The sequence below is a fragment of the Corynebacterium sp. KPL3927 genome, assembly GCF_040225835.1.
In the GTDB taxonomy this organism is placed as follows: domain Bacteria; phylum Actinomycetota; class Actinomycetes; order Mycobacteriales; family Mycobacteriaceae; genus Corynebacterium.
In genome coordinates this window covers 16638-37018 of the sequence record NZ_JBEHGD010000004.1, presented here as the reverse complement: position 1 = coordinate 37018, position 20381 = coordinate 16638, and the positions used below count along the sequence as shown (strand labels likewise).

Annotated in this window: 20 protein-coding genes; 13 read left to right on the top strand and 7 right to left on the bottom strand. The window is 60.7% G+C overall.

Translation table 11 applies throughout. The features are described 5' to 3' along the window. Positions 1-133: 133 nt before the first annotated feature. The 4 genes from ppk2 to groL all read right to left on the bottom strand — a co-directional run bounded on the left by ppk2 (position 134) and on the right by groL (position 3810). Positions 134-1033: a polyphosphate kinase 2 gene (gene ppk2, locus ABRP86_RS03265; RefSeq protein WP_023023989.1), complete on the bottom strand. Its 900-nt coding sequence runs from the start codon at positions 1031-1033 to the stop codon at positions 134-136. Between the two features lie 150 nt (positions 1034-1183). Beyond that, positions 1184-1318, bottom strand: a complete 135-nt coding sequence (locus tag ABRP86_RS03260) for a hypothetical protein (protein WP_349862461.1) — start codon at positions 1316-1318, stop codon at positions 1184-1186. Between the two features lie 44 nt (positions 1319-1362). Next, on the bottom strand, positions 1363-1536 hold the full coding sequence (locus ABRP86_RS03255; protein WP_349862459.1) for a hypothetical protein: 174 nt from the start codon (positions 1534-1536) through the stop codon (positions 1363-1365). A gap of 630 nt (positions 1537-2166) precedes the next feature. Continuing rightward, positions 2167-3810 (bottom strand): chaperonin GroEL, encoded by a 1644-nt coding sequence (gene groL, locus ABRP86_RS03250; RefSeq protein ID WP_023023995.1) that lies wholly within the window; start codon positions 3808-3810, stop codon positions 2167-2169. A 1-nt stretch (position 3811) separates the two neighbouring features. Here groL and ABRP86_RS03245 point away from each other — a divergent pair, with 1 nt between their 5' ends. The 9 genes from ABRP86_RS03245 to ABRP86_RS03205 all read left to right on the top strand — a co-directional run bounded on the left by ABRP86_RS03245 (position 3812) and on the right by ABRP86_RS03205 (position 13824). Next, on the top strand, positions 3812-3955 hold the full coding sequence (locus ABRP86_RS03245; protein WP_156904629.1) for a hypothetical protein: 144 nt from the start codon (positions 3812-3814) through the stop codon (positions 3953-3955). A gap of 211 nt (positions 3956-4166) precedes the next feature. Then, entirely contained in the window at positions 4167-5534 is a 1368-nt protein-coding gene (locus tag ABRP86_RS03240; protein ID WP_349862457.1) for a dipeptidase, read from the top strand. Between the two features lie 244 nt (positions 5535-5778). Beyond that, positions 5779-8787 carry a Na+/H+ antiporter subunit A gene (locus ABRP86_RS03235; protein ID WP_349862456.1) on the top strand — a complete coding sequence of 1003 codons (3009 nt, stop codon included), beginning with the start codon at positions 5779-5781 and terminating at the stop codon, positions 8785-8787. Further along, positions 8788-9288 carry a Na(+)/H(+) antiporter subunit C gene (locus ABRP86_RS03230; protein ID WP_349862454.1) on the top strand — a complete coding sequence of 167 codons (501 nt, stop codon included), beginning with the start codon at positions 8788-8790 and terminating at the stop codon, positions 9286-9288. Next, positions 9281-11131 (top strand): Na+/H+ antiporter subunit D, encoded by a 1851-nt coding sequence (locus ABRP86_RS03225; RefSeq protein ID WP_349862453.1) that lies wholly within the window; start codon positions 9281-9283, stop codon positions 11129-11131. Before ABRP86_RS03230 ends, ABRP86_RS03225 begins: the two co-directional genes overlap by 8 nt. After that, the gene (locus ABRP86_RS03220) at positions 11124-11651 is read left to right on the top strand and encodes a Na+/H+ antiporter subunit E (protein ID WP_349862451.1); all 528 of its coding nucleotides are present in this window, start codon (positions 11124-11126) and stop codon (positions 11649-11651) included. The genes ABRP86_RS03225 and ABRP86_RS03220 overlap by 8 nt, the downstream gene beginning before the upstream one ends. Further along, the gene (locus tag ABRP86_RS03215; RefSeq protein ID WP_005279460.1) at positions 11651-11926 is read left to right on the top strand and encodes a monovalent cation/H+ antiporter complex subunit F; all 276 of its coding nucleotides are present in this window, start codon (positions 11651-11653) and stop codon (positions 11924-11926) included. The genes ABRP86_RS03220 and ABRP86_RS03215 overlap by 1 nt, the downstream gene beginning before the upstream one ends. Further along, a complete protein-coding gene (locus tag ABRP86_RS03210) occupies positions 11923-12303 on the top strand; it encodes a monovalent cation/H(+) antiporter subunit G (RefSeq protein WP_005279458.1) in 381 nt (126 codons plus the stop codon). Before ABRP86_RS03215 ends, ABRP86_RS03210 begins: the two co-directional genes overlap by 4 nt. A gap of 15 nt (positions 12304-12318) precedes the next feature. Continuing rightward, positions 12319-13824 carry a glycosyltransferase 87 family protein gene (locus ABRP86_RS03205; protein WP_349862449.1) on the top strand — a complete coding sequence of 502 codons (1506 nt, stop codon included), beginning with the start codon at positions 12319-12321 and terminating at the stop codon, positions 13822-13824. 126 nt (positions 13825-13950) lie between these two features. Here ABRP86_RS03205 and ABRP86_RS03200 read toward each other — a convergent pair whose 3' ends face one another. From ABRP86_RS03200 to ABRP86_RS03190, 3 genes are read right to left on the bottom strand one after another with little or no spacing between them, the layout of a single operon-like run. After that, positions 13951-15090 (bottom strand): glutamate--cysteine ligase, encoded by a 1140-nt coding sequence (locus ABRP86_RS03200; protein ID WP_284869428.1) that lies wholly within the window; start codon positions 15088-15090, stop codon positions 13951-13953. 44 nt (positions 15091-15134) lie between these two features. Next, complete coding sequence (locus tag ABRP86_RS03195; RefSeq protein WP_349862448.1) at positions 15135-16076, bottom strand: LytR C-terminal domain-containing protein; 942 nt, start codon at positions 16074-16076, stop codon at positions 15135-15137. 23 nt (positions 16077-16099) lie between these two features. Further along, positions 16100-16375: a DUF3263 domain-containing protein gene (locus tag ABRP86_RS03190; RefSeq protein ID WP_084529689.1), complete on the bottom strand. Its 276-nt coding sequence runs from the start codon at positions 16373-16375 to the stop codon at positions 16100-16102. On the opposite strand from ABRP86_RS03190, the gene ABRP86_RS03185 reads away from it, so the two are divergent. The 4 genes from ABRP86_RS03185 to ABRP86_RS03170 all read left to right on the top strand — a co-directional run bounded on the left by ABRP86_RS03185 (position 16374) and on the right by ABRP86_RS03170 (position 20357). Continuing rightward, on the top strand, positions 16374-16997 hold the full coding sequence (locus ABRP86_RS03185) for a peptide deformylase (protein WP_023024016.1): 624 nt from the start codon (positions 16374-16376) through the stop codon (positions 16995-16997). The genes ABRP86_RS03190 and ABRP86_RS03185 overlap by 2 nt on opposite strands. A 2-nt stretch (positions 16998-16999) precedes the next feature. Beyond that, positions 17000-18001 (top strand): N-acetylglutamate synthase, CG3035 family, encoded by a 1002-nt coding sequence (locus tag ABRP86_RS03180; RefSeq protein ID WP_349862446.1) that lies wholly within the window; start codon positions 17000-17002, stop codon positions 17999-18001. 82 nt (positions 18002-18083) lie between these two features. Further along, the gene (locus ABRP86_RS03175; protein ID WP_349862444.1) at positions 18084-18893 is read left to right on the top strand and encodes an exodeoxyribonuclease III; all 810 of its coding nucleotides are present in this window, start codon (positions 18084-18086) and stop codon (positions 18891-18893) included. Continuing rightward, a complete protein-coding gene (locus ABRP86_RS03170) occupies positions 18894-20357 on the top strand; it encodes a phospholipase D-like domain-containing protein (protein WP_349862442.1) in 1464 nt (487 codons plus the stop codon). It begins immediately after the preceding gene. Positions 20358-20381: the final 24 nt, after the last annotated feature.

Genomic DNA, 20381 nt, shown 5'->3' with positions numbered 1-20381 from the left:
TGTGAGAATTATCAGGCGCCCTCAGGCTGCCGCCATAAAGATGGTTGAGCGACATCATAGGCCTTAGACATAGCAAAGCGGGAAGACCGATCTCCTCGATCTTCCCGCTCAACGCCGCTAGAAATTAACGCTACTAATCACCAATCTGGTCGCGGCCGCGCTTGACGATGTTCCCGTCCGGCTCACCCACCACGTCATAATCTTTATTGGTGTATTCAAACTTGGACAAGACATACCGCATCGCGTTGACGCGAGCGCGCTTCTTGTCATTGGACTTGATGGTAATCCACGGCGATTCCTCAGTATCCGTATAACGGAACTGCTCTTCCTTCGCACGCGTGTAGTCATCCCACTTATCCAGAGAAGCCAGATCCATCGGCGAAAGCTTCCACTGGCGCACCGGGTCAATCTGGCGGATAGCAAAGCGCGTGCGCTGTTCCTTCCGGGTAACAGAGAACCACAGCTTGGTCAGCGAAATGCCCGATCCCAGGATCATGTTTTCTAGCATGGGCACCTCGCGCAGGAACTCCGCGTGCTGGGACTCGGTGCAAAAGCCCATCACTCGCTCAACGCCGGAGCGGTTGTACCACGAGCGGTCAAAGAAGACGATTTCGCCGGCAGCCGGGAAATGCTCGATATAGCGCTGGAAATACCAGGAGGTGGACTCACGTGGGGATGGCTTTTCCAACGCGACGGTGCGCGCACCACGCGGGTTCAAGTGCTCATTGAAACGCTTGATGGTTCCGCCCTTACCGGCAGCATCGCGGCCCTCAAATAAAATGATGTGGCGCTGGCCAGTTTCCTTGGTCCAGTTCTGCCACTTCAATAACTCAATTTGAAGTGCGCGCTTAATGGACTCGTATTCATTGCGAGTCATACGCTCTTCATAAGGGTAATTCTCTCGCCACGTCTGCACCGGAGAGCCATCCGGCATGATCAGCGACGGATCATCCTCATCCGTTCCGTCAACGACGAAGCCGTCGGTTTTTGCAAGGTCAATCTCAGGAAGGTCGTCGTCTTTAATATCAGCCATGCACCAAGTGTAACCCGAATGTAGACATCTAGCGCGCTAACTTTTCGCAGGTGCACCCCATAAATAAAGGAAAGGAAAACGAAAAAAGACCTACCGAAACCGGTAGGTCTTCTTTGTTTAGTAAGCCTTAAGGCTCACCCGAGGATGCTCTTAGACGAACATGCCGATCAGCTGGGATGCACCGTCAGCAATGTTGATGAACGGCTCAACTACAGCGTGAACAGCTTCAACAACACCGTTGGCTGCACCGTTGAACTCAGAGGAAAAGACGATGGCTTCTTTCATTTTTATCTCCTAGTGAAAAGGTATGGAAAGTGATCCGGGTTAGATTACTTGGAGGACAGCTCTGGCAGCTCTGGGAAATCGATAAGCTCCTTGGCGCCGTCCTTCAGGTTCTGACCGGAAAGAATCTCGGTGACGCCGGACAGTACCTTGTACCAGCCCTGCTGAGTGTTTACGAAGTTGTCAAGGTGCATCTGGATGGTGGCGAGATCCACGTTCATGTTTTTCTCCTCGAATAGGTCCGAAGCTTGTACCCCGAAGGGGCTTTGCAATGTGCAAGCACCCTCGGTGGGCGCTACGAGGAGTATTTTGCCATAGGGCTTCAGCGAAGCAACCCCAGATTTCTAGAAACCTTCTCAGCGCCTTAAGTTTTCATAAAAATTTTACACTGGATTTTTACTTCAATCGTTTACCTTAATTACAACTGTATGCCGCTGAACTGGGACTACCGCGCCGCCGCCTCGCCGCAAGGTTAAGGAAAAATTAACACCGTAAAGATTGGTGATGAATTTTCCTATAAATGCAGAACTGGAGATTTATATGGAATTAGTTTTCATTACCGCGGTTTTTGCCCACTTTTTACCCTATTACGGGGTTAGTTCCGGTAACTAAAGGCGATTGAGAAGACTGCCGATGTAACGAAAAGTAGATTCCAAGCTATACAAACGGATCCGTTCGTATCCCCTGTCCCCTCAAAGGGGTATCCGCCTCAGCGCTTTGCAGAGGGGCATAAAACGCCGCTGCGCCCCTCCCCGCGTGCGTTCAGCACACAGTGGAGGGGCGCAGTTTCGCCAGACTCAAGCGCATATAAGAGCGGGAGCTCAGTATGCGCCAGGCGTGGTGGAGAGCTCTTAGAAGCCCATGCCGCCCATAGCGTCAGCGTCAGGCATAGCGTTGTTGGAGCCGGCAGGCTCTGGCTTATCAGCCACAACAGCCTCGGTGGTCAGGAACAGTGCCGCAATGGAGGCGGCGTTCTGCAGTGCAGAGCGGGTGACCTTAACCGGGTCGTTGATGCCGGATTCCATGAGGTTGACGTACTCGCCGGTAGCGGCGTTGAGGCCCTCGCCGGCGGGCAGGCCGGAGACCTTATCTGCAACGACGCCTGGCTCCAGGCCAGCGTTGTGAGCGATCTGCTTCAGCGGTGCAGACAGTGCCTCGCGGACGATCTTTACACCGGTTGCCTCATCACCTTCAGCCTCGATGGAGTCAAGAACGGTAGCGGCCTGCAGCAGGGCAACGCCACCGCCGGCAACGATGCCTTCTTCCACGGCTGCCTTGGCGTTGCGGACAGCGTCCTCGATGCGGTGCTTGCGCTCCTTGAGCTCAACCTCGGTGGCTGCACCGACCTTGAGCACGGCCACGCCACCGGAGAGCTTAGCCAGGCGCTCCTGCAGCTTCTCGCGGTCATAATCGGAATCGGAGTTCTCGATCTCAGCGCGGATCTGCTTGATGCGGCCATCGATCTGCTCCTGGGTGCCAGCACCCTGGACGATGGTGGTCTCATCCTTGGTGACAACGACCTTGCGTGCCTGGCCCAGGTACTCCAGCTCGGCGGTCTCGAGGGAGAGGCCAACCTCTTCGGAGATGACCTGGCCGCCGGTCAAGATGGCCATGTCCTGCAGGGTGGCCTTGCGGCGGTCACCGAAGCCCGGGGCCTTCACGGCAACGGACTTGAAGGTGCCGCGGATCTTGTTCACCACGAGGGTGGACAGGGCTTCGCCCTCAACGTCCTCAGCAATGATCAGCAGCGGCTTACCGGACTGCATGACCTTCTCCAGCAGCGGGACGAGGTCCTTGATATTGGAGATCTTAGAGGAGACCAGCAGGATGTACGGATCCTCCAGCACCGCCTCCTGGCGCTCCATATCGGTAGCGAAGTAGCCGGAGATGTAGCCCTTATCAAAGCGCATACCCTCAGTAACCTCGAGGTCCACGCCAAAGGTATTGGACTCTTCCACGGTGATAACGGAGTCCTTGTTTACGGAACCGTTGCCCACGGTGTACATAGCCTCGGCGATCTTTTCACCGATTGCCGGGTCCGCGGCGGAAATGCCAGCGGTGGTAGCGATCTGCTCTTGGGTTTCTACTTCCTTGGCGGAAGACAGCAGGGAGTCCACAACCTTCTTGGTTGCGGTCTCGATGCCGCGCTTGATGCCCATTGGGTTAGAACCAGCGGCTACGTTGCGCAGGCCTTCGCGGACGAGTGCCTGTGCCAGAACGGTTGCGGTGGTGGTGCCGTCGCCGGCGACGTCATCGGTCTTCTTGGCAACTTCCTTGACCAGCTCGGCGCCGATCTTTTCGTAAGCATCCTCGAGCTCGATTTCGCGAGCGATGGAAACGCCGTCGTTAGTAATGGTCGGGGCGCCCCAGGACTTTTCTAGGACGACGTTGCGGCCCTTGGGTCCCAGGGTGACCTTGACTGCGTCAGCCAGAGTATTCAGGCCGCGCTCAAGGCCGCGGCGGGCCTCTTCATCAAAAGCGATAATCTTTGCCATAGTGTTTGTGCTCCTTGGATTTATTGAGGACGACACTCACGTCTTTCTCGCTGCGGACGCCCGCGACGGCATGGCTGGTGAGTGTGGACCAACCTCAACCACAACGATGGAGATTTATCTAGCACTCATCCTGTCCGAGTGCTAACGCCCATTCTGGCACTCTCCTACCCCTACTGCAAGAAACAACGCGCTTGCCTGTAGCGATCTTTTGCCCGCCGCACACCGCGGTGACACTTCCCCCGGGAGGGGTGGCGAAGGCGGAAGGAAGGGGGCATCGGCAAGCGCGGGCAGGAATGTATAGGGATTGTCGCGCGGATCTGTATTGCGGCCCAAACGCTCAAGGTACCGTGGATTGCATGACAGATATGATTGACAGCATTCGTAGCGACCGCGACACCATCTTCCGCCAGCTCAGCGAGCTCGTGGAATTCAACTCCGTGCACAATGAGCCGGGCTTGGAAGACCAGGCCCAAGGCGCGAGCCAGTGGGTGAAGGCCGCGCTGGAAGAAGCAGGGGCAACGGTAGAAACCATCACCACCGCGGATGGTTCCACCGCCATTGTGGGCGAGCGCAAGGGCGCGGAAGGCGCCAAGACCGTCCTGTTGTACTCGCACTACGATGTCGTGCCCGCAGGAGACCGCGCGGCCTGGGAATCCGATCCCTTTACCATGACCGAGCGCGCCGATGCCGAGGGCACCACCCGCTGGTACGGCCGCGGCGCGGCGGACTGCAAGGGCAATGTGGCCATGCACCTAGCAGCCCTGCGGGCACTGGAGGCCAATGGCGGCACCAAGGTGAACCTCAAGTACCTCATCGAGGGCTCCGAGGAGCGCGGCGGCGAGGGACTGTCCCAGCTCATCAAGGACCGCCCGGAGCTTTTCGCTGCCGATGCCATCCTGATCGCGGATGCCGGCAATGCCGCGGTGGGCCAGCCCACCTTAACCACCTCCCTGCGCGGCGGCGCGCAGATTGAGGTCGAGGTCAATACCCTGGCCGCACCCGTGCACTCCGGCCAATTCGGCGGCGCGGCCCCGGATGCGGTGAAGGCGCTCATGCGCACGCTGGATTCGCTCACGGATGAGTACGGCCGCACCACCATCGATGGCGTGGATACCAGCGCCCACTGGCAGGGCCAGGAATACCCTGCCGAGGCCTTTCGCGGCGATGCGCAGCTGCTCGAGGGCACCGAGATCATGGGCTCCAAGGATCCGGAGGGTGCTACCCCGGTGGCTGACATGGTGTGGTCCCGCCCGGCCATTTCCGTGACCGGCTTTACCTCTACCCCAGTGGCTGAGGCCGTCAACGCCGTCCCCGCTACCGCGGCCGCCAAGCTGAACCTGCGCGTTCCGGCAGGCACCGATGCCCGCGCCATTGGCGAGGCCGTCTGCGAGCACGTGAAGAACCACGCGCCGTGGGGCGCGCACGTCAAAGCGGAGGTCGTGGAAGCCAATGCAGGTTTTTCCACCGACCCGGAAAAGCCCGCAGTCGCACTATTGGGTCAGTGCCTCTCCGAGGCCTACGACAAGGACACCGCGGCACAGGGCATGGGCGGTTCCATCCCGCTGACCACCGAGCTGCAGGAGGCACACCCCAACGCGGAAATAGCCCTCTACGGCGTGGAGGAGCCCAAGTGCACCATCCACTCCGCCAATGAGTCCGTCGATCCCACCGAGATCGAGCACGTCGCCGCCGCGGAGGCTCTTTTCTTGCAGCGCTACGCTTAAAAAGCGCGCAACGGCGGCATATAATACTGTGCACGAAAAGTAATCTTTCGAAGTTGTGGAAAAACCGGTAAACTCTCGACGAGTTGACCCCGTTTCCGGCCACGCTGCTTGCACAAGTGGGACAGTTCGTACTCGGCCAAGTACGGACTGTCTTGGTGTGTATATGCTCCCGGCGCATATCGCCACGCCCCGCGGCAACGAGGGTCTGAGAACTTGACACAACCTAAGGAGCGCAGATTCCAACGTGCTAATACTTCTGGGTGCCCTCATCGTTGCCACCGTGGTTGCACCGCTGCTCATTATGAATGTGGGCCGCCCAGCCTTTGGTTTATTGGCAATAGTTCCCGGTGTCGGTTTCGTGTGGACCCTCGCGCACTTTGCCCGGGGCACCTTCCGCGACGGCGGCGCGCTGAATTACACCATCGAGTGGATGCCGGCCGCGCACCTCGCCGTGGATCTGCGCATGGATGCCCTGGGCGGGCTCTTTAGCCTCATCATTTTGGGCATGGGCGCCTTGGTCCTGCTGTATTGCTGGGGCTATTTCGATTCCACGCGCCGCCGCCTTGCCATGTTCGCCGGCCAAATGGTGGGCTTTGCCACCGCCATGTTTGGGCTTGTGACCTCCGATAGCCTGCTGCTCATGTACGTCTTCTGGGAGATCACCTCCCTCTTGTCGTACCTATTGGTCAGCTACTATGCCGAGCGCGCCTCCTCGCGCCGCGCCGCACAGCAGGCCCTTATGGTCACCGTCATGGGCGGCCTCTCCATGTTGATGGGCATCTGCCTGCTCGGCCGGCAGACCGGGGCGTGGACGTTTAGTGAAATCCACGCCTACCATCACTTTCCCCAAACGCCGTACGTCACCGTCGCCATCGTGCTCATCCTGGTCGGCGCCCTGACCAAATCCGCCATCGTGCCGGCGCACTTCTGGCTGCCGGGTGCGATGGCAGCGCCGACGCCGGTCTCGGCGTACCTGCACTCCGCGGCCATGGTCAAGGCCGGAATTTACCTGGTCGCGCGCCTGGCACCGGATATGTACGAGGTAGCCACCTGGCACCTCGTGGTCATTTCCTTGGGCGTATTTACCATGCTGCTCGGCGGCTGGATGGCGCTAAAACAAAAGGACCTCAAGCTCATTTTGGCCTATGGCACGGTCTCCCAGCTGGGTTTTATTACCTCCATCGTGGCGGTTGGCTCCCGGGAGGCCATGCAGGCGGGCCTGGCGCTGACCTTTGCCCACTCGCTCTTTAAGGCCGCACTCTTCATGGTGGTCGGCGCCATCGACCACTGCTCGGGCACGCGCGATATTACGAAGCTATCCGGACTTGGCCGCAGGCAGCCCTTCCTCTACGGCATCGCCATTATCTCTGCCCTGTCCATGGCGGGCGTTCCCCCGCTCTTTGGCTTCGTGTCCAAGGAGGCCGTGCTGGAATCCACCATGCACGAAGAGCTGCTCATTGGCATGCCGCGCAATATGATCCTGGTGGCCTATGTGGCAGGATCCATCCTCACCATGACCTATGCCCTGCGCTTTTTGTGGGGTGCTTTTGCCTCCAAGAACCTGCCGGACGATAAGGACGGCGTCTCTAAGGCCGTGGCCACGATGCACAAGGTCAACGTGGGCCTGTGGCTCGCCCCGGCCGTGCTCACCGCGCTGACCATCGCGCTTGGCCTCGCGCCGCAGGCGCTCTCGGCGGCCATCGATCAGCACCTCGATTCCACCTTCGAGGCAGGCGAGCACCAGGGCCTCGCCCTCTGGCACGGGTGGTCGGTGACCTTGGGCGTATCCGCCATCATCATCGTGGCCGGAATCATCGTTCACTGGCGCCGCCAGGTGCTGGAGCAATGGCAGTTTGCGTACCCCGCGCTTGGCGATGCCAACGCTGTCTACGACAAGGTCATCTCCACCCTGCGCAAGCTCTCCCTGCGCACCACGGCCGTTACCCAGCGCGGTTCGCTGCAGCTCAACCTGACCGTCATCTTCGCTACCCTTATGGTGCTGCCGCTGACGATGCTGATTACCGGCGATCTCACGGATATCCGCATGGTGGTTGCAGAAAACCCCTGGCAGGTCGTCGCCGCCATCATCATGATGGTGGCCGCCATTGCCGCGACGGTGACCGATAACCGCTTGTCCGCCGTCATCATCGTCGGTATTACCGGATATTCCTTGTCCTTCGTCTTTGCCATCCACGGTGCCCCGGACTTGGCGCTAACCCAGCTGCTCACAGAAACCATCATCATGGTGCTATTCATGCTGGTACTGCGCCGTATCCCGGCGTCTACCGAGTGGAAGCAGGACCCAAAGATGGGCCGCCTGCGCGCCTGGCTCTCCGTCGGCACTGGCCTGACCGTCACCATCGTGGCGATGTTCGCCATCAACGCGCGGTCTGCCGAACCCATCTCGCAGTACATGCCGGAGCTGGCCAAGGAAATCGGCCACGGCGCCAATGCCGTCAACGTCTTGCTGGTGGACCTGCGCGCCTGGGATACCTTCGGCGAGATCACAGTCATTATCATCGCCGCGCTCGGTGTGGCCTCCCTGATTTACCGCACCCAATCCTTCTCCAGAGACAGCCGCCGGCCTACCCTGCAGGTCACTGGCCGGCGCTGGCTAGCCGCGGGCTCGGAATCGGAGCAGGCGCTCAACCGCTCGCTGATGATCGATGTCTCCACCCGCGTGCTCTTCCCCTCCATGATGGCGCTGTCGTTCTACTTCTTCTTTGCCGGGCACAATGCGCCAGGCGGCGGCTTCGCCGGTGGCCTGGTGGCCGCACTCGCGCTCATCCTGCGCTACCTGGCTGGTGGCCGCGCGGAGCTCGATGAAGCCCTGCCCATCGATGCCGGGCGCACCATGGGCGCAGGCCTCACCTTGTCCGCCCTGGCGGTGGTGGTCCCGATGTTCTTTGGTTACCCGCCGCTTACCAGCGGATATACCTCGCCCGAAATCCCGCTTATCGGCGCGGTCTCACTGCCTTCAGCGCTGGTCTTTGACTTGGGCGTCTACCTCATCGTCGTGGGGCTGACGCTCTACGTGCTCAGCTCGCTCGGCGCCAAGCTGGATGAGGAAGAAGAGATGCGTAAGCAACGCGCCCGCGACCGCGCCCGTTCCCTGGCGCGGAAAAACCGGGAGCGCAGCACCAAACAAAAGGCCCAGCGGGCGCAAAAACAAGAGAAGAAACAAGAAAAGGTACCAGCCTCAACGAGCTCCTCCGGCACAGGTTCCGGGGACAACGCAGGAAAGGAGAAATAAATGCAAGCCAACCTCTTCCTCCTGCTCGCCGCCGGAGTGATGGTTTCTGCGGGCATCTACCTCTTGCTCGACCGCGCCATGACCAAGATGATGCTCGGGCTGCTCTTGCTGGGCAATGGCGCCAACCTCTTCATGCTGCAGGCCGGCGGCCCGGCGGGCTCACCGCCCATCGATGGCCGCGAGGCCCAGCCTTACGGCAGCGATACTGCGGATCCCCTCACTCAGGCGATGATCCTTACAGCCATCGTCATTTCCATGGCGCTGACGGCCTTCATTCTCACCTTGGCCTACCGCCAGTACCGCTACCGCACCGCCGACGTCATTGAAGATGACGCCGAAGATACCGCCATTGCCGCCAAGGCCTCCAAGCCCGGCAGCGCAGCGGCGAGCGCGGATCATGATGCCTCCAATGACCCCGCCACCGGGCGGGCTACCAAGGAGGGCGATAATTTCGGCCCCGAATCCTTCGAGGAGCCGGTGAAGGGAGCCGACGATGACTGAGCCATTCCACCAGGCGGCCGAGACGATGTACCCGTACGTCGGCGCGCTTATCCCGCTGCCCATCATCATCCCGGCGGTGGCCGCAGCACTCTCGCTGCTCTTTGCCCGCATGCCTAATGTGCAGCGCCAGATCGCCTTTTTCTCCCTGCTGATTACGGCTGCGGTCAACGCGAGCCTGATCATAATAGTGGATTTCCATGGCATACAGACCCTGCAGATAGGCGGCTGGGACGCGCCCGTGGGCATCACGTTGGTGGCGGACCGGCTGTCCACGATGATCCTCTTTACCTCGTCTGTGGTGCTATTCTCCGTCATCTGGTACGCCATTTCCCAGGGTGTGCGCGATGGCACCAAGGATGAACCGGTCGCGGTTTTCTTGCCCACCTACATGCTGCTGACCATGGGTGTAAATATCTCCTTTTTGGCCGGCGACCTATTTAACCTGTACGTCGGCTTCGAGGTCTTCCTCGTGGCCTCGTATGTGCTGTTGACCTTGGGGGCATCGGCAGGCCGCGTTCGCGCCGGCGTGGGTTATGTGATGGTCTCGATGGCCTCGTCCATGATCTTCCTTCTGGCGCTGGCATATGTCTATGCCTCCGTCGGCACCATGAACATGGCCCAGATTGGCCAACGCATGCACGACATCCCGGAGGGCACCCGCACCGCCATCTTCGCCACCTTGCTCGTGGCCTTTGGCATTAAGGCCGCGGTGGTGCCGCTGGCCGCGTGGCTACCGGACTCCTATCCCACAGCGCCCTCGCTGGTCACGGCCGTGTTCGCCGGCCTGCTTACCAAGGTCGGTGTATATGCGATCATCCGCGCGCGCACGTCCATCTTCACCAATGGTGGGCTCGATACCGTGCTGATGTGGGTGGCGCTGGCCACCATGCTGGTGGGCATCTTGGGCGCCATCGCGCAGACCGATATTAAGCGCCTCCTGTCCTTTACGCTGGTCAGCCACATTGGTTATATGATTTTCGGCGTCTCTTTGGGCACCGCCCAGGGGCTATCCGGCGCCATTTTCTACGCCATCCACCACATTCTGGTGCAGACCGCGCTCTTCTTGGTCGTGGGCCTTATCGAGCGCCAGGCCGGTACGTCCTCCCTGCGGCGCCTGGGCTCGCTGATGTATTCCGCCCCGCTTATCGCCGTGCTGTATTTCATCCCGGCAATCAACCTGGGCGGCGTGCCGCCGTTCTCTGGCTTTTTGGGCAAGATCATCCTCATTCAGGCGGGTGCCAATGAGGGCTCTTGGCTGGCATGGGTGCTCATCGGCGGCGCGCTGGTGACCTCGCTGCTGACCCTTTATGTCATGATGCTGGTCTGGGCCAAGGGCTTCCAGCGCGACCGCGCCGATGCCCCCGAAGGCAATGTCGCCCTGGCTCGCCCGGCCCCGCTTTCTGATATCACCGATGAGGTCGAGTTTTCCTCCCGCCAGGACGTCGGCCGGGTGCCGTTCGGCATGGTGGGCGCCACGACGCTGCTGGTCATCGCCTCGACCTCGATTACCTTCCTCGCCGGCCCGATTTCCGGTGTCACCTCCCGCGCTGCCGAATCCGCGCAGGATACCTCCATTTATCAGTACGCCGTACTGGGCGAAAATGCCGATAACCCTACCCGGCACCTTGACCAGAAGGACCGCTACGAAGGCGGTGCGGACTCCTACAAGGAGCGCAGCCAACTGCTGCCGGATCCCGGCCCGGCCCACGATCCGAAATCCGCCGCCCCGGAGACGACGAGCGCGGACACGCCGAGCTCGAAAACGCCAAAATCGGACGCGCCGGCGAAATCGGGGACACACGAAAGCCCCACCCCACTAAAGAAGGAGGCCCGCGATGACTAAGAGCCGCTTTGCCGGTGTGCGCTACCGCTTCCGGCCGTGGTTTACCGTCTGGATTACGGTCATGTGGTGCATGCTCATGGGCGAAATCACGGTGGGCAATGTGGTGGGCGGCCTCCTCGTTGCCTTGGTCATCGTCTTTGCCCTGCCGCTGCCGGCGATGCCCATTGCCGGCGTCGAGGTCGCGTGGGGCAAATTCCTGCGCTACATGCTGCGCTGGTTTTGGGAACTGTTTTATGCCTCCCTCAAGGTGGGCTGGCTGGCCTCCCGGCCGCAGCCGCTGCCTCAAACCGCCATCCTGGAATTGCCGATGCGCCTGGAAAATGAGTTCATCCTCTCCCTTGCGGTGACGCTGTACAACCTGCAGCCGGGTGGAACGGTGACAGACATTGACATCGCCAATCGCATGATCACCATCCACATCCTGGATGCCCGGGATGAGGCGCAGATCCAGCGCGAAATTGATGCCGTGTCCCGTCTAGAATCTTCCATGATCGAGATCTTTGAAAGGAGCCACCCATAATGGATCCGCAGATCTATCACGCCATCCTGCTGGTTCCCGCATTCCTGCTGTGGGTCTCCGTATTAATTACCGTCTGGCGCATTATCGTAGGGCCCAACTCCCTCGACCGGCTGGTGGGAATGGACGGTTTTACCGCCATGTTCCAATGCGCGCTGGCGACCTACATGTGCTGGTCACTAGATACCTCCGTAGTCTCGGCCATGCTGGTCATCGCGCTGCTCGGCTTCATCTCCACCGTGTCTGTTACCAGGTTTAGGAAGAGGGATAACCAATGAGTTGGTCTCTAATCGCCGATATCCTCTCGCTCATCCTCGTCATCAGCGGCAGCCTCCTCATCCTCGCCGCCGCCATTGGCCTGGCACGCTTTAAAGACACGATGTCCCGCGTTCACGCCGTGAGCAAGCCGCAGACCACCGGGCTCATCCTTACCATCATGGGTGCGTTCATCCGCATTACCGGCGCCGAATCTTTCAGTATGGCCGAGCGTGGTGATTTGGGTATGCTTATTTTGCTGGTACTGTTTGCGATGTTTACCAGCCCGGTAACCGCGCAGCGCACCTCACGCATTGCACGCCGTGAAGGCCTGTATGGTTCCGAGGAATCGATGTCGCGCAATGACCGCCCCGCCGGCCGTTCGCTGCGCCGCAAATAGGAGGCACCTTTCACCGTGAAAAAGCTCTACGGACTGCCTACTCTGGCCGCTCTTTTGGTTGCCTTCTTTATTTTCAGCATCTCCCGCTATAGCCAATACGACGGTCCCAATGCCTTCATCTGGCGCGTGCCGCTGGATCTGAAGATTTACTGGCTCGCCGGCGGCGAGGTGGCTAACGGCGCCAACCTTTATGACAACGCCTATATTGGCAACCTGCCTTTTACTTACCCTCCTTTTGCCGGCACGCTGTTCAAGTGGATTTCCGCGCTTGCCGATGACCCCCTTATCATCCTCTGGCAAGGCGGCACCATCCTTGCCTTATTGGCAGTCATCCTCATGGTCTTCCACGAGCGCGGCCTCAAACTTTCGCCGTTGACCTGGGTCGTCGCCATCCTACTAGTGCTGTGCGCCCCGGCTGTGGAGCCGATGTACGGCACCTTGTTCTACGGCCAGATCAACGTCTTTCTGATGTTCTTGGTCGCCCTCGACGTCGTTCCTAAGAAGAGGGCCCTACCCGGCATTGGCATCGGCCTCGCCGCAGGCTTAAAGCTCACGCCGGCCTTTATGGGCCTGGTGCTCCTATTTCAAAAGCGCTGGTGGCAGGCGGTTATCTCCGTCCTTACCTTTGCGGTGACCGTTGCGATTGGTTTCGTCACCATTCCGGATGCCGGGGTGTTCTGGACCGATGCCATCTTCAATTCCTCCCGCGTGGGTGAACACACTAACCCGGGTGCGCAATCCATCCGCTCGATCATGGTGCGCGCGTGGGGCATCGATGGCGGTTGGATGTGGCTCGCCGCCGTAGCGGTGGTCTTCGTCTTGACTTGCTTGGCCCTGCGCACAGCGATGAAGCACAAGAATAACTCCGCCGCCATGTCCCTTGCCGGCATTAGCGCGTGCTTGGTTTCGCCCTTTTCCTGGTACCACCACTGGGTCTGGGTCTTCCCGTTGTCCATCGTGGTTCTCATCTCCGTCAACCAGGCACTGGGCAAGCGCCTGCGCGGGGTCATCGGCGCGCAAGTAGCAGCACTCATTTCCTTCGCGGCCATGTGCGTGGTGCTGCTGCCGTACGTCTCCGCAGCCTTCTGGCTCGAGGGCTCCAACCGCTCTTTGAACCAGTTGGACTTCCAGCCCTGGGCCATGCTCCTTTTCACCGCCTCCGGCATCCTCTACATCGCCTTTTATGCCCTGTGGGGATTTATCCCCGGCACCCAACCCAGCGAGGAAGATGCCCCCAGGGGCCGGCACGCGGCACAGCGTGCTGCTCAGCCGCAGCACGCCCAACAGCACCGCGCCCAGCAGCCCCAGCACGCCCAGCCGCAGCACGCCCAGCCGCAACGCACTCAGACAGCCGGAGCTCACGCGTCTGGCGCTACCGCACGGGGTTCTGCCACTACCGACGAAACCGCAGAGTTCCCAGTATTTAACCCTGAGACCCGCGAGTTTCCGTCCACCGAGGGCTATACCGATATTCCTGCTCCCCCGTCCCACGGCGGCCGCCACGCCCTAGATAACGACTAAGCGGTACGCAGCAGCGGGGCGCGGCAGCCATCTGTGCACCCCGCGGCGGCCGCGCCCAGCGACTGCCGGTGTGGCTCTAAGCGTGCGATCACTGAGCGCACGGCTAGCCGATCATCGCTTAGCTAATTAGCGCACCGGCCGGAAGGTGTGGAGCTCGCGGCAGGTTTCTTCGACGACATCGCGCCAGCTGCCGGTTTCTTGGAAGAGGCGGCGTTGGCGTTCGTATCCGGCGCCGCCGTCGATGATTTCGTGCACCAAGGCCAGCTCTTCCGCGCAGCCCAACTCGCGGGCTAAGGGCGTGAGTTCTTCTACCATCTGGGCCAATTCATCTTTGACCCAAGCCTCGTCCGTATCGCGCGAGGTAATAACGAGGGCATCCATGCCGTAGCGCGCACCGCGCCACTTATTTTCCGCCACGTGCCATGGCTGCAAGACGGGTAGCTCCTCGCCCGCATCAATCATGCGGTCATAGTGCACGACCAAGCAGTGCGTGAGCGCGACGACGGCGGATAGCTCCCGCAGGTTCGAGGTGGCGTCGGATACGCGGACCTCTACGGTGCCCCACTTCGAGGCTGGGCGGATATCAAAGTGCATCGAGCCGGTGTGGTTGATGACCCCGGAGATGGCCTGATCCCGCATATAGGACTGCCACTCGTCCCACGTGAAGAATTGATACGGCATGCCAGCGGTAGGCAGCTGTTGATAGAGCATCGTGCGGTTGGAGGCGTAGCCCGTATCGAGGCCTTCCCACCCGGGCGAGCACGCAGAAATGGCCAAGAGGTGGGGGTACTTCGTCATCAACGCATTGATGATGGGCCAGACGCGATCCTCGTGGCTGATGCCAACGTGGACGTGTGTGCCCCACAGCAGCATCTGCTTTCCCCAATACTGGGTGCGGGCGATGATCTCTTGATAACTGGGTTTATCTGAAAGCGGGTTTTCCCGGAAATCCGTAAACGGGTGCCCGCCAGAGGCCCACACATCGATGCCGAGCTTGGCAGCTGCTTCTTCCACGGCCGCCAGCGAGGTTTCTAGCTCCGCGATGGCTTCTGGCACCGTGGTGCAAATGCCCGTGACTAGTTCCACCGTATTCTGGAGGAATTCCTTTTCCACGTGAATATCTGGGTGGGCGGCAGTGGCGAGATCAATAAGCTCAGCCCCGCGCGGGACGAGATCGCGCGAGTCGCGGTCCACGAGCGCGACTTCCCATTCCACCCCGAGCGTGGGCTCGGGGGAACGGGCGAATACTTCTGCCGGAATCTTCACTGGTCCAGCTTAACGGGTGGCAGGTAATATTCCATGAATTTTATTTAGGCCTGGGGGACGGCGAGGGCGACCACAACGGCGCCGTCCTCGGTAGCTTCCTTGGGCAGGTCCTTATTCATGGGCTTAATTTCCGCCTGGTAGCGCGCGGCGACTTCCTTAGCCAAGGACTCCGCGGAGGTATCGCCTTCTGGGTAGAAGACGGTGGTCTTGGGCACGGTCAGGACGTCGCCTGGCAGGTTGCCCACATAGCCCACCTTGAAGCCGCCGTCCTTCAACACGTCGGCTTCGTTCTTGGCCTTATCGGATTCACCGGAGTTATTAAGAACGCTGACCTTAATGTCATTGCGGTCGCGCGCAGCGGACGGCGCATCGTTGCCGCCAGCCCGAGCTTCATCCCCGCCGCGATCGTTACCTCCGCCGCGTGCACCGGCATCGCGGCCGGCATCGCGGTTAGCCTCGCCCTCGGCGCCGGCGTTCGGGTGCGCGTTATCGCCCTCGCCTTCGCGAGGCGGCTGGTTATTAGCCCCGTCGCGGGAGCCATCGCCGCGCGCGCCATCCGCGGCAGGACCGCCCGCGCCGTTGCCCTCCTGGCCACCATTGGCGGAGCCGTCTGACTTCGACTGCTCGGAATCGGAAGCGACGGTCGAATCGTCATCCTCCGAGGTCATGGCATAAAGGCCCCAGAGGCCAAGCATCACGGCCACGGCGATCAACACCATGGCAAGCCCGCGCAGTGGTAAACCACCCTTCTTGGCGTGGGCGCCTCCCCCACCGCCGCCGGTTGCGGCCGCAGCGGCTCCTGCGCCGGCACCCGCAGCGCCAGCAGCAGCGTCTTCGCCGCCTATCTCATCGTCATTAGCGCCGTCGTAGGCGTCGTCATAATAAGCATCGCCATAATCGGCCGCGGCGGCATCCTCCGCAGCGGCACCGTCTGCGGCGTCGTCGAATTGCTGGTCGTATAGATTATCCGGATTCTCTTTAGTCACTTCAGTAACATTAGTAGCCAGTTCTAACGCGGTGGGGTATTTCCCCGCGCGGCGCGCCGCGTGTTTTCGCGCTCCTCCCGCAGGCGTTTTAGCCGGGCCACCAAGAGGGGATGGGATTCGGCGGCAGCGGGGGCATCAAGAAGCAGGTTGAGGCGTTGGTGATAGCGCACCGGCGAGATATCCAGCTGCGCACGAATGGCCTCTTCCTTGCGGCCAATGCTGCGCGGGGCGGTTTCCTCAAAATCTAAGATGGCGGCGTCTAGGTCAGACAAGGGGTTCATGCCTAAACTGTAAAGCATGACTATTCGCCCCATCGTTATCCACGGCGACCCCGTGCTTCATCAGCCCACCACGCCGGTGGAAGAATCCGAGATTTCCAGCCCTGAGATGCAACAGCTCATCGCGGACATGTACGAGACCATGGAGGTCGCCCACGGCGTGGGCTTGGCTGCGAACCAGGTGGGCATCGGCAAGCGGCTCTTCGTGTACCACTGCCCCGATACCGAAGGCCCGGACGGCACCGAGCTGCCCGCCGATAAGGCCGGCATGCGCAAGGGCTGCGTCATCAATCCAGTGCTGGAGACCTCCGAGATTCCAGAGACCATGCCTGCCGATGACGGCTCCGACGACGAAGGCTGCCTCTCCGTGCCGGGTGAGGGCTTTCCCACCGGCCGCGCCGACTGGGCGCGCGTAACCGGCAAGGACGAGCACGGCAACGACATTTCCGTGGAGGGCTACGGCTTTTTTGCCCGCTGCCTGCAACACGAGACCGGCCACCTCGATGGCTACGTCTATACCGATACCCTCATCGGCCGCTACAAGCGCCAGGCCAAGAAGGCCATTAAGCGCAATGGCTGGACCGAGCCGGGCTACACCTGGATGCCGGGTGAAGACGAAGATCCCTTCGGGCACGACGATTAATCATGTCCCGCATCTTTCGTTCCGATGACGTGCAGGTAGGCGATCGCGTCGTGGCCCGGCGCGAGTTTGGTGATGTGCACAGCGATGTCATTGGCCACGTCCTTAGCCTTAAGCCGCTGGTCATCCGTCCGCAGCAGGTCGGCGGCTATCCTTCCGATCTCGAGGCCGTGGAGATCGCGCCCGAGCAGCTGAAGATCATCAAGCGGCTTTCGCCGCGCATGGTGCGCAATTCCGATATTCGCGCCGTCGAATACGCCACCGCCCAGGCCTTTCCCGGCAAGGAGCACACGTGGACCGCGGACGGCTCCTGGCTCATGCGCGCCGGCGATGGCGTGACGGGCCGGTCCAATTCCGCCGTCCCGCTCGGGCCCTCCGCGGGCTTTAATCCGGTCCCGCTCGAGGAAATCACGGAGTTCTACCGCCGCCACGATCTGCCGGTGCGCCTGCTTATCCCGGAGCGCATTGGCAAGCCTGCAGAGCGCCTGCTTGCCGATGCCACCTGGGAGACCGAACCCGAAATCCTCGTCATGGTCCTGCGCGATCTCGAGGGTCTATCCGCCGAGGTCCCGGGCTCCCACCCCAGCGGCGCGGAGTTCCGCATCGATGACCAGCCCGATGACGCGTGGTTAGAGATGTACCACTTCCGCGGCCAGGCGCTGCCTGCCCAGGCCTTGGAATACCTGCGCGCCCGCATCGAGGGCACGATGGGCTTTGGGCGGCTGATTATTGGCGGGGAGACCGTTGCCATCACCCGCGGCACCATCACCGAATCCGGCGACGGCACCGCCTGGCTGGGGTATTCCGCCGTGGAGGTAGCACCCTCGCATCGCCGCCAGGGCTTAGGCGCCCTTTTGGGCCAGCACATGCTGCGCTGGGGTCGCGAGCAGGGCGCGAAGCACGCCTACCTCGATGTCTTGGCATCTAATACCGCCGGCATTCGCCTGTATGAAAAGCTGGGGTTCATCGAGCAGCACCGCCAGATCTACGCCCGTTTGCGCGACTAGCCCCAGCTGGGTTAGTCCGCCTAGCCCGCCGGCCGCGGCCTGGACTAGTCCGGGCCATTGCCCGCGCGGTACTGTATTATCCATGCGCATCACCACGTGGAATATCAACTCCGTTCGCACCCGCATCCAGCGGGCGCTGGATCTTCTCCACACGCACGATATTGACGTGCTGTGCTTACAAGAAACCAAGGTCAAGGACGATAAATTCCCCCGCGAGGCCTTCGAGGATGCCGGCTACCATGTCACCTGCCATGGCCTGAACCAATGGAATGGCGTGGCCATCATTTCCAAAGAAGAACCGGAAGAAGTCTTTACCGGATTCCCCCACCAGCCTGGCTTTGCCAAGGACCCTGAAAAGCCCCAGGACCGCGAGGCCCGGGCGCTTGGTGCGCGCATCCGCGGGGTAGAAATCTGGTCGCTGTATATTCCCAACGGCCGCGAGATTACGGACCGCCACTACGACTACAAGCTGGATTTCCTCTACCAGCTCTCCCACTACGCCGCCGGCCGCGCCCAATCCAAGCTGCTTTTAACCGGCGATTTCAATATCGCCCCGCACGATGAGGACGTGTGGGATATCGAGGCCTTCCGCGGCAAGACGCATGTCACCGAACCCGAGCGCGCCGCCTTCCAGATGCTCGAGGAGGCAGGCCTCGAAGAGGTCACGCGCTGTTTTACCGAGGATCAGCGCTATACCTACTTTGATTACAAGGGGATGCGCTTTCACAAGAACGAGGGCATGCGCATCGATTTTCAGCTAGCGTCGGCGCCGCTGGCCAAGCACGTCACCGGCGCGCACGTAGACATGGAAGAACGCGCTGGCGAAAAGACCTCCGATCACTGCCCGCTCAGTGCAGATTTCGATCTGCCCGATTTCGATTCCGTGCGTTAAATGACCTGGTCGCTCGATCTCAGCTTCTGGCAGCTGATCTTCCTCATCATTGATTATTCCATCAAGATCATTGCCGTCGGCTTCGTGCCAGAAGGCCGCCGGCCCTCCAATTCCACGGCGTGGTTGCTGGCCATTCTGGTGCTGCCCGTCATCGGCCTGCCGCTGTTTTTGCTCATGGGCTCGCCGTATATCAACCGGCGCCGCCACCGGATCCAGCAAGAGGCCAATGAGCGCCTCGAGGATATTTCCGCCCGCACCCCGGATCACCCGAAGGGCATCCTATCGGCCGAGGTGGAATCCGTCATCAAGCTCAATCGCGAGCTAACCGGTTTTCCGGCGCTCATTGGCCATAACCTGGGCCTGCATGCGGATTACGATGAATGCATTCGCGCCATCGCCGCCGCTGTGGACCGCGCCGAAAAGTACATCTCCATCGAGGTTTATATCCAATCCTGGGACGAGACCACGGATGTATTTTTCCAGGCCCTCGCCCGCGCCACCGCCCGCGGCGTCAAGGTCCGCCTATTGCTGGATCAGATTGGCAGTTTTAAGTACAAGGGCTACTCCTCGCTGGGGGATAGGCTCACAGAAATCGGCGTGGATTGGCGCCTCATGCTGCCCATCCAGCTACACAAGGGCCGCTTCCGCCGCCCGGATCTGCGCAACCACCGCAAGCTCGTCATCATCGATGGCGAGGTAGGTTTTATCGGTTCCATCAACCTGATCAAGCGCCAATATAAAACCACTGACCGCTTTTGGATCGATTACATGGTGGAGTTATCCGGGCCCATTGTCACCGCCATGAACGCGGTCTTCGCGGTGGATTGGTACACCGAATCCGGCGAGAACCTCCCACTAGATGAGCTGCCCTATGACGATGCCCAAACCGTCGATGCCAACTACCTGCAGATGATTCCCTCCGGCCCCGGCTATACCACCGAGCCGAACCTGCGCATGTTTAACTCCCTGGTGCACCACGCCAAGCAGCGCCTGGTGCTGTGCTCGCCGTATTTCGTGCCGGATGAATCCCTCTTAGAGGCCGTGACCACCGCCTGCTACCGCGGGGTGGATGTGGAGCTTTATGTCTCCGATACCGCAGACCAATTCATGGTCAACCACGCCCAGTCCTCGTATTACCAGGCACTGCTTGAGGCCGGGGTGCATATCTACCAATTCCCCTACCCTTACGTTTTGCACTCCAAGTTCATCATCACGGATCCAGATGACCAGGAGTTCAATCCGCTGTGCATGTTCGGCTCGTCCAATATGGATCCGCGCTCCTTCGGCCTCAACTATGAGACCACCATGCTCGTGGCCAAAGGCGATCTCCTCGCCCAGTTCAACCAGCTCGCCGCCAATTACCGCGCGGTGTGCCATGAGCTCACCCTCGAGGAGTGGAACCAGCGCGGTTTTGTCCGCCGCTACGTCGATAACGTCATGCGGCTAACTTCGGCCCTGCAATAAGCTTTGCTTGCCGATGCCCCAATA